The following is a 13,378-nucleotide window of genomic DNA, read 5'->3' on the forward strand; positions in this document are numbered from 1 at the left end:
GAACTCGCCGGAACCGACGGCGGCCGACGGGCGCGACGCCAGCGCGCCCGTCGTACCCGGGTCAGCCCGCCAGATAGCCGATGACGAGCGCCTTCCAGGTGTTCGGTCCGACGATGCCATCGACCGCGAACGGCATCTGAGCCGCCATCGCGGTCTGGAAGCCGATGATCGGCGCCTCCGTTCTCGGCCCGAAGATCCCGTCGACCACGAGGTAGTTCGAACCTCGGAGGTTGCGGTGATTGATCTGGTCCTGCACTGCACGCACTGCCGGCCCGGTGCTCCCCCGGCGAACCGTGACGATCGCGGACGACCAGGTTGCGGGACCCACAACGCCATCCACGGCCAGGCCCTTGGAGCGTTGGAACGCCCGGGTTGCGGCATCCGTCGCCGGCCCGAAGATCCCGTCGACCGTCAGGCGCGCGCCATGCGCGTTGAGCAGGTATTGCAGGGACCGCACGGTGACCGGCGGCCACACGCTGTTGCTGCCCTGCCGAAGCACGGGCCAGGTACTGAGCATCGCGGTGGCGGCCTGCACGTCGGCGCTGACGTGTGCCGGTGCTACGGATGATACGGATGGAGCCGCCTGCGTCGGAGTGGCGGCGACGAGGCTGATGCTGAGCACCGATGCTACGGCGAGCCCTCGAGTTGTGGCTTTCATGGGTGGAACCTCCTTAGGGTTGGCGCGCACGCTAGTCCTCACCGGATTCCGGCTCCACTCCTTCTCGGAACCGTTCCCGGACTGTGAACCGCGGATTCCGAGGGTCACGCTCCGGAAACGTTCCCGGTACCGAATGGCGCAGGCGATTCACGATTCCCGGTGACAAGCGCGAGCACGGTGCGGGACGATGAGGCGTGACCACGAACTACGTCAACACCTTCATCACCGTCGCGCCCGACTGCCCGGTCGACGCCCCCGCGATACCGCCCGCGAGCGCCGCGAAACCGTCGGTCGCGGCGATGCAGTACGAACTGCTGTCCGAGCGACCGTACGAGCTGACCTCGGACGAGTTGCTCTTCACGGTCCACGCCATCCGCGCCGGCATCGCCGACGCCGAGCTGAACGAGGAGAGGACCCGGTTCCTGGCGAAGAGCCAGGCGTGCCTGCGCGCGTCGCCCCTCGGCAAGCGGTACGGCTGGGGCACCCATCACGACGAGCAGGGCCGGGTCGCCGTCTACGGCGTCGGCACTCCCGAGTACGAGCGCCTCTCGGGCTCTCCCGACCTTGCGCACACGGCGGCGATGCGGTCGTCCCGGGCGTAGCGCTGCCGCGACAGCGGGTGCCGACTCACCGCCTGCGGACGGGCTGACGCAGCACGGTGCGCATCCTCTCGGGGGCGACCCTTCGCGCGTCACTGAGGTAGATCTCGTGGTGCCTGCCGGTCATGCAGAGACCGTTCTCCGGAACGAACTCGGAATGCAGGCGAGCGAGCACCGGGGCCTCGTCGTCGAATGAGCCGACGTGAACGGTCTGCACGCAGGTCCCCTCCGACAGCCGTTCCCAGCGCACGTCATCGAGTCGAACCGGTCGACTCCGGGCAGCCACGTGTGAAACGGCGGCCGCCACCATCCGGTCGTCGATCCAGTCGGGGGTCAGGATCATCATGGTCCAGCTCCACCGGGACTTGTCTCGCGTCGTGGTGAACGCGTCCATGTCGTCGGCCCACCACAGACCCTCCAGAGGCGGGACGACGTAGTCCCTGCCGAGCTCCCGCTTGCTGGCGAACTTCAGCGCGTACGCCAGCGGGTACAGCGTCCCGAGCGTTTCGGCGTAGAGGCGCGAGGTGTTCGGGTCGCCGTGCCCGTCGAGCATCAGATACCGCAGGTCGGGGACCTCGACGATGCGAAACTCGCCCGGCGTGGCCCGGTAGCTGTCGAGGCTCTTCATGAGGTCGACCTTCTCGGTCGCTGCGGTCATGGGAGGCACCGGCACTCGGGCATACGCCCATCCTCTGCACCGGATGCGCCCGCGGCAAGGGACGAGCCGCCCGCTGCGGCGAAACAGAACCTTAACAAGGGCGTTATTCCGACGTAAGACGCCGAGCGGCAGACTGGATGGACAACGTAAGCCGTTGTGGATCCGTCGGGACACCAACCTCGCCGGTATGTCATCGACGTGGATACCCCCGGCTTTGCTCTGCGCACCCGCACGGTGGTTCCCCCTCGTCGCCTGACCTTCTGTCAATCGCAATCGACGTTGGAAAGCTGGACCATGCTGAAAGTAGCTGTACTCGTGGGTAATCCGAAGCCCAAATCCCGCACCCTGAGGGTCGCCACGACCGTCGTGGAGAAGCTCCTCGCCGAAGGCACCTACGAGCTCTCGGTGATCGACCTTGCCGACCACTCGGCCGAGCTCTTCCGCTGGCCGTCGGAGACCATGAACGAGTTGAACGAGCTCGTCGCGACGAGCAACCTCGTCATCGTCGCGTCCCCGACCTACAAGGCCACCTACACGGGACTGCTGAAGTCGTTCCTCGACCGCTACCCGCACAACGGCCTCCGCGGAGTCACGGCCATCCCGGTCATGACCGGCGCGGATGCGACCCACTCGATGGGCGTCGACGTGAATCTCCGCCCGCTGCTCGTGGAGCTCGGCGCGAGCGTGCCGACCAGGGGCGTCTACTTCATCGCCAGCCAGATGGATCAGCTCGATGCGCTGATCGAGGGGTGGGCCGAGGACAACGCGGGCGTGCTGCACCTGCTGCAGCCGCTCGTCGACGGCGTGCTCGCCCGTCACCCCGAGAAAGCGGGGGTGTTCGCATGAGCGTCATCGACCAGCGCACGTCGACCTATCCGCCCGTCACCGCGCACGTGCCCGCGCACGGCTTCGAGACCGCGAGCAAGGATGCGGCCGAGATCCGGGCGGCGTTCAATCGGTTCCCGTCGGGTATCGCCGCGGTGTGCGCCGAGATCGACGGGGTCCCCGTCGGAGTTGTCGTGTCGTCGTTCTCGGTAGGAGTGTCGTTCGATCCCGCCATCGTGATGTTCTCCATGCAGAACAGTTCGAGCTCGTGGCCGCTCCTGCGCACCGCCCGGTCGATCGGGATCTCGGTGCTCGGCTCCGACCAGAGCTCCGTCGCGAGCCAGCTCGCCTCCCGCAAGGGCAACCGCTTCCGGGACCTCGACATCTCGGTGACGGAGAGCGGATCGCTGTTCCTCGGCGGCGCCACGCTACTGCTCGACTGCCATGTGATGTCCGAGATCCCCGCCGGTGATCACCACGTCGTGCTGCTCGAGGTGAAGAGCCTCCGAGTGGAGTCGAACACCGAGCCGTTGGTGTACCACGGTTCGGCGTTCCGCCGGCTGCACCCCGGCGCGTGACGGCGCTCTTCTGAGTCGCTGCCCCGGACGCGAACGCGATCCGGGGCAGCGGACAGCTTGCGCCGACCGGCGTTGCTGACGCGCGCACGCGCACGCGCACGCCGAGGTGCGCCCGCGGGCCCGAGCGCGCACGGACACACGTGTGCGCTCGAGCCGACCCGCACCGGCGATCAGGCGAGGACGCGCAGGTTCGCCGGTCGGAACGCGGCGCCGGGGTGCGAGTCCGGCAGGCGGGTCCGGCCCTCGCCGAAGAGATGCTCGCGCAACGTGGTGCCGGGCAGCTCGTCCTTGATCAGACCGCGTCGACGCAGCTCCGGCATGACTCTCGTGAGGAAGAGATCGTGCCCGCTGTCCGGGTCGGGCTGCACGAGGAAGCCGTCGGCGTTGGTGGCCTCGATCATGGCGACGGCCTGGTCGACCACCTCCTCGGGCGTGCCGAGGAACGGCTTACCCATGACGCCGTTCGCCCGGAACTCCTCGAGGATCTCGCGCACGGTCGGCGCATCCGGTCCGAGGAAGCGCTCCACGTTCGTGCGGCCGCTGTCGGTGTTCGCCGCGCTCGCAGGCATGGCCCGGTCGAGGTCGAGCGACAGCAGGTCGACCCCGGTGTAGTAGGCGTAGAGGGTGGCGGCATGCTCGAGCGAGATGCTCTCGATCTGCGCCTGGTGCTGCGCGAGGGCGTCCTCGGCCGAGTCCGCCACGCGGAAGGTGCCGGCGATGAGGCACTTCACGGCGTCGCGGCCGCGGCCGTTCTCGTCGGCACGGCGGCGGATGTCGGCGATCTGGTCGGCGAGCGCCTTCGACTCCGCCGCGAGGAAGACCGCCTCCGCGTACTTCGCGGCGAGTTCGCGACCGGCGGACGACGCCCCCGCCTGGAACAGCGTCGGCGTGACCTGCGGACTGGGTGGTGTGACGAGCACACCCTTGGCGGAGAAGAAGGGTCCGTCGTGAACGATCTCGTGCACCTTCGCGGGGTCGGCCCACGTGCCCGTGGCGCTGTCCATCTTCAGAGCGTCGTCTTCCCAGCACCCCTCCCAGTACTTCAGAGAGAGCTCGACGTGATCGTCCGCCTTCGCGTAGCGGTCGTCGTGCGGCATGAGCGGCTCGCCGAACAGCAGGGCCGAGGCGGCCTGCGCCGAACCGGTGACGATGTTCCAGCCCATCCGTCCTCCGGAGAGGTGATCCAGGGTGCGGTACTGGCGGGTCACGGTCGGCGGCTTCTCCACCATGGTCGACACCGTAGTGACCAGCCCCAGCGTGCGGGTCACCGACGCGAGCGCGGACATGAGCATCTGCGGGTCGATCGTCGAGAACTGCACATTGCGTTCGACGGCCGTGGGGATGATCGTGCTGTTCAGGGTGGGGTAGCCGTAGGAGTCGGCCAGGAACAGGAAGTCGACCCCGGCGGCCTCGCACGTGCGGGCGAGGTCGGTCCAGTACTCGAGGTCGGTGAAGTTGCGGTCGGTCTCGCGACCGGCCATGTTCCAGGTGCGGCGAACGGCACCCGACTGGAACATGCCGATGGTCAGTTGCTTAGTCATTTCGTCTCTTCCCTTCGGGGATTCGGGATGGCCGACCGTTGCGGGGCGACGGTCACCGATCGGCTGCGCCTCGTCACTGGCGCGCGGCGGCGCTGTTGCGGTAGACGGCGCCCGGGTGCTCGGCGGCGAGGTGCGGCGAGCCCGTGCCCAGCAGGCGTTCGCGCAGGGTCATCGCGGGTTGGTCCGTCTGCACGAGCCCCCGGGCGCGCAGCTCGGGCATGACCAGATCGATGAAGCTGTCGAACGTACCGGTGTGGTCGGGCTGCACGAGGAAGCCATCCGCACCGGTTGCGGCCATCGCCACCTCGGCCTGATCGACCACCTGCTCGGCGGTGCCGATGAACGGCGCGCCCATGACGCTGTTGCGCTGGAACTCCTCGAGGATCTGCCGCACGGTCGGGGCGTTCGGCCCCAGGAAGCGTTCCACGTTGGTACGCCCCGTCTGGGTCAGGGCCGCGCTCGGGTCGAGCGGCTTGTCGGGATCCATCACCGACAGGTCCAACCCGGTGAAGAAGGCGTAGGAGGCGGCCGCGTCGTCCAGCGTCCTCGTCGCCGTCGCACGCTCGCGGATGGCCCGGGCCTCGGCCTCGGTCTCCGCCACGACGAAGGTGCCCGCCATCAAGAACTTGATGGATGCGGGGTCCCGGCCGTACTGCTCGGCGCGCCGACGCGTGTCTGCGATCTGCGCCGCGAGGGCGGGGACCTCGGCGGCGAGGAACACGGCCTCGGCGTACTTCGCGGCGAGGTCGCGGCCGGGGGCCGACGCGCCGGCCTGGAAGAGCACGGGCGTGCGCTGCGGGCCGGGCGGCACCGTGAGCACCCCGTCCGAAGAGAAGTGCGGGCCCCGGTGCACGATCTCGCGCACCTTGTCGGGGTCGGCGTAGATGCCGGCCTCACGGTCGACGACGAGGGCGCCCTCGTCCCAGCATCCCTCCCACAGCTTGAGGGACAGGTCCACGTGGTCGGCGGCGATCTCGTAGCGCTTGTCGTGCTCGGTGAGCTCGGAGCCGAACAGGCGGGCGGAGGCGTTCTGTCCCGCCCCGGTCACCACGTTCCAGCCGATCCGGCCGTTGGTCATGTGGTCGAGCGTGGCCATCTTGCGGGCGACCATCGGCGGCTTCTCCACCGTGGTCGACAGCGTGGTGACGAGCCCGAGCTTCTCCGTCACGGCGGCGAGGGCCGGCAGGATCGCCATCGGGTCGCCTTTCGGGAACTGCACCCCGCTGCGCACCGCCGTCGCTGGCAGGCCGCCGTTGACCACCGGATAGCCGTAGTCGTCGGCGAAGAAGAGGAAGTCGACCCCCGCCTCCTCGCAGCGTCGCGCCATGGTCAGCCAGTGGCCGAGGTCGAGGAAGTCAGTGGCCGTGTTCTCGGCCAGCTTCCACGTTCCCATGAGGCCTGCGCACTGGAACATTCCGATCTTCCACGCCGTTGTCACGTCGCATACCTCCACTTTCCGCAGCATTGAACCGAACAGTTCACAGGCTAGGAGTCCGCTATTTCGACCGTGTTACGGCGGCGAGACGTTTGCGGGAGCGCGGGTCAGCGCGGGTCAGCGCGGGGCGAGCTCGGCGGCGCTCCGGCGCGACGCCGCGTCCGGCGGGGTCAGCTCAGCCAGTAGCGCCCGGATGCCGGCCGCGTGAGCCGCGTCCAGCTGGTCGGCCGCCACTCCCGTGAGCAGGAGGAACTGCAGGCCGCGCCACAGGGCGATGATCTGCGTGGCCGCAATCACACTGTCCGCGTCGCTGTATCCAGCGCGGACGAAGACGGCCCGGGTGAGCCCGACCCATTGGCGACCGGCGCGCTCGATGAAGGTCGTCCACTGCTCGGCGTCGCGCATCGCGATGCCGAAGCGCTGGAAGTACAGCCGCAGGAAGGAATGGTTCTCGGGGGCGGACAGGTCGTCCCACGCCTCGAGGAGGCCCTCCTCGAGGTCCCCCGCACGCTCGAGTCTCGCGAACATGTCGCGCAGCTTGGGGAACCGCTCGAAGGCCAGCACCGACGCCTCGTCGAGGAGGTCCTCCTTCGACCCGAAGTAGTAGAGGAGCATCCGGTTGTTCGAGCCGATGCCGCGCGCGACGGCGCTGAGACTCAGGTCGATGACGCCCTCACGGAGAATCAGGTCGACGACGAGGCCGAGCAGACGCTCGCGCTCCGAGGTGCCATCCACGACGCCCATACTATGAGCCCGAGGGCAGCGGGACGGCGCATGCCCCGCGGTTCCCTCAGACCGGCATGGATACGAGGGCCGGCAGCGCGGGGTGGGCGTCGCCGAGCCGGTCGTGACCCGGCTGCTCGGTGATCCGCGCGCGCAGGCTGCAACCTGCCTCGCCGTCACGCAACCGGCCGCGTTCCCGGAGAATCGGCATCACCAGCCGACCGAAGTCCTCGAGATCGACCGGCTCGAAGACGGGCTCGATGAGAAAGCCGTCGAGGTCCGTCTCGGCCGCGAGCCGTTCAATGGCGTCGGCGATCTGGATCGGGTCCCCGACGATGCGGAACCCCCGGGTGCCCAGCCCGCGGAGCTGGTCGAGGATCTCGCGCACCGTCGGCGCGTCGTCGTCGAGGAAGCGCTCGATGTTGCTTGTTCCCATCTGCCCGACCGGGCCGCCCGCGTCGAGCACCTGGTGCAGCGTGCGGTCGGGGTCGAGCGCCAGCAGGTCGATGCCGGTGTTGCCGGCGTACAGGGATGCCACGATCTCGTCGGTCTGCATGGCGTCGAACTCGGCCGCCAGCTCGACCGCCCGCTGCTCCGTCTCAGCGAGGAACACGGTGAGCCCGGCCATCGTCGTGATCGAGTCCGCGTCCCGTCCCGCCTCCGCGGCGAGACGACGGATGTCGGTGACCGCCGCCGCCGTTCGGGCGGGCGTGGTGGCCTGCACGAAGACGCATTCGGCATGCTCCGCAGCGAAGGCCCGTCCCGTGGGCGATGTGCCGGCCTGAAAGAGCACCGGTGTGCGCTGCGGAGACGGGGGCGCGCCGTAATAGCCGCGCGACCGGTAGTGCTTGCCGTCGTAGACGATGCGGTGGATGCCGTCACGGCGGGCGAACACGCCGCTGGCGCGATCGACGACGAGCGCGTCGTCGTCCCACGCCGTCTCCCAGTACCGGGCGGCCAGCTCCACGTACTCGGCGGCCATCTCGTACCGCGTGTCGTGCGGCACCATCCGCTCGTGGCCGAACACCTCGGCGACGGCGTTCTGCGACGCCCCGGTGACGATGTTCCAGCCGATTCTGCCGCCGGTGAGGTGATCGAGCGTGGAGAAGCGACGCGCCAACTGCACGGGATGGTCGAGTCCGGTCGACTGGGTGACCACGAATCCGAGGGTGTCGGTGTGCTGCGCGAGCACCGGGATGAGGTAGTCGGGATCGAGCCCGGAGAAGTTGATGCCGTGCCGGACGGCCACCTCCGACAGGTCCCCGTCCACGATCGGATAGCCGTAGCCGCCCGCGAAGAACAGGAAGTCGAAGCCGGCCCGCTCCAGGGTCTGCGCGATGGAGATCCAGTAGTCGGTGTTCAGGTAGTTGGCGCTCTCGCTCCGCGGGTGCGCCCAGCTGTAGGTTCCCCCCACCTGCGGCCCCATCACCTCGAACACGCCGAAGTGCAGCGCCTTGTCTGCGCTCCGGTTCACGCGTGCGCTCCCGCCGGTGCGGTGCCAACACCGGACACGGGGTCCGCGCTCAGCCAGGTGTCGATGCGCGCCTTCACGTCGGCCTTCACCTCGGCCGGGGCCAGTGTGGTTTCGATCGAGGTCCAGGCGCATGCGGCGAGCTGCTCGTCGGTGAGACCGATGCTGGTGCGGCACAGCTCGTACTCGGCGAGGATGTCCGGGCCGAAGAGGATCGGGTCGTCGGCGTTGATCGAGCAGCGCACGCCCGCCTCCAGCAGGTGCGGCATTGGGTGCTCCTCGATCTTCTCCACGACGTCGAGCATCACGTTCGAGGTCGGGCACACGTCGAGGGGCAGGCCGCGTTCGGCCAGCTCGGCCACCAGCTCGGGGTCCTCGATGGCACGCACGCCGTGCAGGATGCGGTCCGCCTTCAGCACGTCGATGGCCTCGCGCACCGACTCGGGGCCAACCAGCTCACCAGCGTGCGGGGTGGACTGCAGTCCCGCCGCCTTCGCGATCGCGAAGGGTTCGGCGAAATCGGCGCAGGGGTAGCCGCGCTCGTCCGCCGCGAGGCCGAGAGAGACGACGCCGTCACCGGCGAAGCGCGCGGCGACCTCGGCGATCTGCACGGCGATTTCCAATCCGGCCGTGCGGTCGATGGTCGGCATGAGGCCGAACGCGACCCCGTGCGTGACCGACGCCGACCGGGCGAGGTCGATGAGCTCCCGCATCGCGCCGTCGAAGGAGCCGTACTGCTCCGCGTAGAAGCGGGGGCTGACACTCAGTTCGAGATACGCGACGCCCTCCGCGGCCTGGTCCTCGAATATCTGATCCATCAGGATCCCGAGGTGTTCGGGGTGGCGCAGCGCGTCCAGCAGCGTCTTGTAGGTGGCGCTGAAGGCGGTGAAGCCCTTGAAGCCGGATGTCTTCACCGGCTCGATGCCCAGCACGTCCGAGAGCGAGATCAGGGTCGCCGGGCGCATCGCGGCTTCCATGTGCAGGTGCAGGTGACCCTTCGGGAGGGCCTGAAGGTCGCGGGCGGGCATGGTGCTGCGGAGCGTGGGTTCGGTGTCGGTGAGGGTCATGGGGTTCTCCTTGATGGGTGTCGGGACTTGTCGCTGCGAGCGGGCGGGGACAGTGGGGACCGGAGCGAGCGCTGCCGGTCCCCGCCGCGTCACTCCTCGAGGCTGGCGTAGGCCGCTTCGAGGTAGCTCATGTCGATGAAGTCCTCCGGTGCGGGCAGGTCGGTGTAACCGGCAGCCTCGAGGCCGGGGTACATCACGTCGCGCATGGTCTCGGGGTCCATCCAGAAGAGCGGGTCGCCGTACTCCCCGACGACGAGCTCCTGCTGCAGCTCGTTCTCGCGGGTCTGCTGCGTGAGGTCGAGGCCGAGGTCGGCACCGAACTCAGTGACGGAGAGTTCCGCGCCCACCGACGGGTCCTCGCCGTTCTCCTGCCACCCGCGGATCGAGGCCCGCATGAAGGCTTCCATGTCGTCGCCGTTGTCGCTGATGTACGCCGAGTCGCCGTAGACGATGTTGCCGTAGAGCGGCATGCCGAGGTCGGCGTACAGGGTCACCACGTAGTCGTCGGGGGCCAGCCCGTACTGCTCCTCGAGCATGATCGGCTGGTTGGTGGCGTAGGCGGTGTAGGCCTTGCCCTGGCCCTCGACGAGCGGGGCGATGTCGAAGCCGACCGGGATGAACTCGTAGTCCGGCTCGAGGCCGGCGATGGTGAACGCCGCGTCGTAATTGATCTGGGTGCCCTCCTGCCCGAGCACCGTCGCCCCGACGAGGTCCTCGGCGCTGCGCACGGGATCGTCGGCGAGGGAGACCAGCGCCCCTGGGCTCTCCTGGAAGAGCGCGCCGATGGCCGTCCAGTCGTTACCGGCGGCGAAGGTCTGCAGCCACTGCTGGGTGCTCGGCACGATACCGAGGTCGGCATCGCCCGCGGCCACGGTGGCCATGGTGCTGGGCGCGTTCGGCCCACCACCGATCCACTCGATGTCGAGCCCCTCCTCCTCGTAGTAGCCGTTCTGATCGGCGATCCAGAAGCCTCCCCACTCGACGTTCTTGATCCAGCCGAGCGAAACCCGGATGGTGGTGAGCTCCTCCCCATCCTCGGTCGTGGCGGTCGCACCGCCGGCGGCGCACCCGGATAGGGCAAGGGCGGTGACGAGGGCCAGCCCGGCGGTTGTGGCGGCGCGGTGGCGGTGGGGCGAGGTGCGGTTCGCACGGTTCGGAAACACGGTTCTCCTAGAGGTGGTCGGGACGGGTTACGGGGTAGGTGATCGGGGCGCGGTGGTGGACATCGGAGCGCGGCCGAGGGGATCAGGAGCGGTCCCGCCGAGTCGGGACCGCGGAAGGGACGAGAGTCGGATGAAGATCCGGAGACGTCAGGTGAGACGGGCGTCGACGCGGCGCTCGGCGACCTGCGCGCCGACGAAGACCAGCACCGACACGACCGTCGCCACCACAGCGGTCCCCCACGCGCGCTCCATGTCCATGTAGCTGCGCGACTCCGAGAACAGAGCACCGAGGCCATTGGTGCCCATCAGGAACTCGGCAAGCATGGCGGCGAGCACAGCGCTCGGCGCGGTGATGCGCACCGACACCATCAGATTCGGCAGGGCGTAGAGCACACCGAGGCGCCCGAGAACCTGCGCCTTGTTCGCGCCGAGCACGCTGAAGAGGTCTCGTCCGGCCTCCGGAATCGCCGCGAGCCCGGAGAGGGTGAAGACGAAGGCGGGGAAGAAGCAGATCAGCGTCGTCGAGGCCAGCACCGCGGGGTCGCCGTACCCGACGATACGGGCGATGATCGGGATCAGCGCCGTGATCGGGACGGACCGGATGATGAGGGCGGTGGGCGTCACGATCCCGGAGAGAGCGGCGGACCACCAGACGAGGATGGCGCCGACGAAGCCGATGAGAGTGCCCCCGATGAGCCCGCCGAGAGCCATCCCCAGCGTGTAGCTGATCGAGGGGACGTAGTCCGCGAAGCCGGCGAGCACGTCCTGGATGACAAACCAGGGTCGCGGCGCGACGGTGGAGGTGTAGCCGTTGACCAGCACCCACACGTCCCAGCAGATGAGCAAGAAAGCGACGGGCCAGAGGTGCACGAGGTTCACGCCCGCGGAGCGAAGGCGGCTCATGTGAATCTCCTCATCGCGATCCGCTGCAGCTGTACGAAGATCAGGTAGGCGAGGAGCGACATGGCGGTCGCCGCCAGCGCAGCGGCCCACAGCAGGGACATCTGGTAGTTCTGCATGGCGCTGACGATGACGAGGCCGAGGCCCATCGGGGCGCCGAACCACTCCCCGATCGTCGCCCCCAGCACCGCGGCGGGCGCGCCGAGGGCGAGCCCGTCGAAGAAGGCGGGGACGGCCCGGGGAAGCTCGAGTCGCACGAGGCGTCGCGCCCGGTTGGAGCCGAACACGGTGAAGAGGTCATGCTGGGCCGAACCGGTGTTCGCGAAGCCTGACGCCATCGTCACGAACATGACGAAACCGACGCTCAGCGCGGCGATGACGGCCGGTGCATCCTCACGCCCCACCGTGGTGATGAGGAGCGGCGCGAGCGCGATCGTGGGCACCGCGTGCAGGATGGCGGCGAAGCGGTCGAGACCCGGGCGGAACATCGGCACCACGAGCGCGAGCGCCGCTCCGAGCACGGCTACGGCAGAACCGAGCGCGAAGCCCTGGGCTGCGGAGGTGAAGGTGACCAGTGAGTTGCGGACCAGCAGGCCGGCTCCGGTGGGCGTGAGGACATAGGACAGCACGTCGGCGAGGGGCGGCCAGGCGCGACCTGCGAGTTCGAAGGTGCCGATGAGCTGCGTGAGAACGATGAGCAGCGCGCCGCCCGCGATCGCGTAGGCGACCTTCACCGAGGTGCGGGGGGCGGTGTTCATGCTGCCGCGCCGTCGGAGGCGTCGAGCAGGCAGGTGAGCTCGTCGACGAGCGCGTGGAACTCGCTCGACCGGGTGATCTCGGCGTCGCGCGGCCGCGGGAAGTCGACCGTCTTCACCGTGCGCACGTGCCCGGGTCGCCCGGTCATCACGATGACGCGGTCGGCGAGGATGAGCGCCTCGTCCACGTCGTGGGTCACGAGGATGGTGGTGATCTTCTCCTCACCCCAGATGCGGGCGAGTTCCGCGTTCATCCGGCGCCGGGTGACCGCATCGAGCGCTCCGAACGGCTCGTCGAGTAGCAGCAGGTCGGGACTCAGCGCGAGCGCCCGGGCGATCGACACCCGCTGGCGCATACCGCCGGAGAGCTGCTTGGGGCGCGCCTTCTCGAATCCGGTGAGTCCGACAAGGTCGATGAGCCCGTCCACTCGGGCATCGTCGACCGGACGACCGGCGACCTTGAATGGCAGCGCGATGTTCGAGCGCACGGATGCCCACGGCAGGAGCGCGTGCTCCTGGAACGCCACACCGAGACGGTGCTGCCGCGCCAGCTGGCGCGGTTCGGCACCGAAGATCTCGACGCGGCCGTTGGTCGGCTCGTCGAGCCCGGCGGCGAGACGCAGCACGGTTGACTTGCCGCATCCCGACGGTCCGATGATCGCCACGAACTCGCCCTCGGCTATCTCCAGGTCGACCTCGGCCAAGGCCTGCAGCTTCTTGCCCCGCCCGAGGGTGAAGATCTTGTCGGCTCCGATCACCGACACAGCCGTCCGGGTGGCCGGTTCCGTGGGGTCTGCCGCGATGGCGGGAAGTGTGGCAATAGTGGACATCGGGAGACTCCATTCCGTGAGAACGATCCCCTGGTCGACGTGCGGCAAGCCTGCCGCTCCAGACCGAGTGAATCGATTAGTTCAACGTTAGGAACGTCCTGTTTCGGTCGCGTGACACGGGCATACGCGTCGTGTTACGTTCCGCGCCGGCACGCCGTCGACCCGGCCCGCCCGA

The 13,378-nt window shown here is 68.8% G+C and carries 14 protein-coding genes; 3 read left to right on the plus strand and 11 right to left on the minus strand.

The genetic code is table 11. From position 1 onward, the window contains the following. Positions 1–61: 61 nt before the first annotated feature. Positions 62–658 carry a peptidoglycan-binding domain-containing protein gene (locus EY822_RS00870; RefSeq protein ID WP_227496909.1) on the minus strand — a complete coding sequence of 199 codons (597 nt, stop codon included), beginning with the start codon at positions 656–658 and terminating at the stop codon, positions 62–64. A gap of 194 nt (positions 659–852) precedes the next feature. Here EY822_RS00870 and EY822_RS00875 point away from each other — a divergent pair, with 194 nt between their 5' ends. Further along, a complete protein-coding gene (locus tag EY822_RS00875) occupies positions 853–1,260 on the plus strand; it encodes a DUF6157 family protein (RefSeq protein WP_150306547.1) in 408 nt (135 codons plus the stop codon). Between the two features lie 25 nt (positions 1,261–1,285). Here the strand turns inward: EY822_RS00875 and EY822_RS00880 are convergent, their stop codons facing one another. Then, complete coding sequence (locus EY822_RS00880) at positions 1,286–1,915, minus strand: GyrI-like domain-containing protein (RefSeq protein WP_150306548.1); 630 nt, start codon at positions 1,913–1,915, stop codon at positions 1,286–1,288. A gap of 294 nt (positions 1,916–2,209) precedes the next feature. On the opposite strand from EY822_RS00880, the gene EY822_RS00885 reads away from it, so the two are divergent. Both EY822_RS00885 and EY822_RS00890 read left to right on the plus strand, forming a co-directional pair. Beyond that, complete coding sequence (locus tag EY822_RS00885) at positions 2,210–2,761, plus strand: NADPH-dependent FMN reductase (protein WP_150306549.1); 552 nt, start codon at positions 2,210–2,212, stop codon at positions 2,759–2,761. Then, the gene (locus EY822_RS00890; RefSeq protein WP_150306550.1) at positions 2,758–3,318 is read left to right on the plus strand and encodes a flavin reductase family protein; all 561 of its coding nucleotides are present in this window, start codon (positions 2,758–2,760) and stop codon (positions 3,316–3,318) included. Before EY822_RS00885 ends, EY822_RS00890 begins: the two co-directional genes overlap by 4 nt. Positions 3,319–3,488: 170 nt before the next feature. Here the strand turns inward: EY822_RS00890 and EY822_RS00895 are convergent, their stop codons facing one another. The 9 genes from EY822_RS00895 to EY822_RS00935 form a co-directional block, all read right to left on the minus strand. After that, on the minus strand, positions 3,489–4,859 hold the full coding sequence (locus tag EY822_RS00895; RefSeq protein WP_150306551.1) for an NtaA/DmoA family FMN-dependent monooxygenase: 1,371 nt from the start codon (positions 4,857–4,859) through the stop codon (positions 3,489–3,491). A gap of 73 nt (positions 4,860–4,932) precedes the next feature. Then, positions 4,933–6,297: an NtaA/DmoA family FMN-dependent monooxygenase gene (locus tag EY822_RS00900; protein ID WP_227496910.1), complete on the minus strand. Its 1,365-nt coding sequence runs from the start codon at positions 6,295–6,297 to the stop codon at positions 4,933–4,935. Positions 6,298–6,411: 114 nt separating this feature from the next. After that, complete coding sequence (locus tag EY822_RS00905) at positions 6,412–7,029, minus strand: TetR/AcrR family transcriptional regulator (RefSeq protein WP_227496911.1); 618 nt, start codon at positions 7,027–7,029, stop codon at positions 6,412–6,414. Between the two features lie 55 nt (positions 7,030–7,084). Beyond that, positions 7,085–8,491: an NtaA/DmoA family FMN-dependent monooxygenase gene (locus tag EY822_RS00910; RefSeq protein WP_227496912.1), complete on the minus strand. Its 1,407-nt coding sequence runs from the start codon at positions 8,489–8,491 to the stop codon at positions 7,085–7,087. Continuing rightward, positions 8,488–9,555: an adenosine deaminase gene (gene add / locus EY822_RS00915; RefSeq protein ID WP_227496913.1), complete on the minus strand. Its 1,068-nt coding sequence runs from the start codon at positions 9,553–9,555 to the stop codon at positions 8,488–8,490. Before add ends, EY822_RS00910 begins: the two co-directional genes overlap by 4 nt. A gap of 89 nt (positions 9,556–9,644) precedes the next feature. Beyond that, the gene (locus EY822_RS00920) at positions 9,645–10,718 is read right to left on the minus strand and encodes an ABC transporter substrate-binding protein (protein ID WP_150306555.1); all 1,074 of its coding nucleotides are present in this window, start codon (positions 10,716–10,718) and stop codon (positions 9,645–9,647) included. Between the two features lie 147 nt (positions 10,719–10,865). Continuing rightward, positions 10,866–11,621, minus strand: a complete 756-nt coding sequence (locus EY822_RS00925; RefSeq protein ID WP_150306556.1) for an ABC transporter permease — start codon at positions 11,619–11,621, stop codon at positions 10,866–10,868. Next, entirely contained in the window at positions 11,618–12,376 is a 759-nt protein-coding gene (locus EY822_RS00930; protein ID WP_150306557.1) for an ABC transporter permease, read from the minus strand. Before EY822_RS00930 ends, EY822_RS00925 begins: the two co-directional genes overlap by 4 nt. Beyond that, a complete protein-coding gene (locus tag EY822_RS00935) occupies positions 12,373–13,203 on the minus strand; it encodes an ABC transporter ATP-binding protein (RefSeq protein ID WP_150306558.1) in 831 nt (276 codons plus the stop codon). Before EY822_RS00935 ends, EY822_RS00930 begins: the two co-directional genes overlap by 4 nt. Between the last annotated feature and the right edge of the window lie 175 nt (positions 13,204–13,378).

The organism is Planctomonas psychrotolerans (assembly GCF_008642235.1).
Lineage (GTDB): Bacteria > Actinomycetota > Actinomycetes > Actinomycetales > Microbacteriaceae > Planctomonas > Planctomonas psychrotolerans.

Bases quoted from the DNA above. Each gene is read 5' to 3' on its own strand.
- EY822_RS00880 (WP_150306548.1), bottom strand. From the start codon at position 1,915: ATGACCGCAGCGACCGAGAAGGTCGACCTCATGAAGAGCCTCGACAGC.
- EY822_RS00870 (WP_227496909.1), bottom strand. From the start codon at position 658: ATGAAAGCCACAACTCGAGGGCTCGCCGTAGCATCGGTGCTCAGCATC.
- EY822_RS00895 (WP_150306551.1), bottom strand. From the start codon at position 4,859: ATGACTAAGCAACTGACCATCGGCATGTTCCAGTCGGGTGCCGTTCGC.
- EY822_RS00935 (WP_150306558.1), bottom strand. From the start codon at position 13,203: ATGTCCACTATTGCCACACTTCCCGCCATCGCGGCAGACCCCACGGAA.
- EY822_RS00925 (WP_150306556.1), bottom strand. From the start codon at position 11,621: ATGAGCCGCCTTCGCTCCGCGGGCGTGAACCTCGTGCACCTCTGGCCC.
- EY822_RS00930 (WP_150306557.1), bottom strand. From the start codon at position 12,376: ATGAACACCGCCCCCCGCACCTCGGTGAAGGTCGCCTACGCGATCGCG.
- add (WP_227496913.1), bottom strand. From the start codon at position 9,555: ATGACCCTCACCGACACCGAACCCACGCTCCGCAGCACCATGCCCGCC.
- EY822_RS00885 (WP_150306549.1), top strand. From the start codon at position 2,210: ATGCTGAAAGTAGCTGTACTCGTGGGTAATCCGAAGCCCAAATCCCGC.
- EY822_RS00890 (WP_150306550.1), top strand. From the start codon at position 2,758: ATGAGCGTCATCGACCAGCGCACGTCGACCTATCCGCCCGTCACCGCG.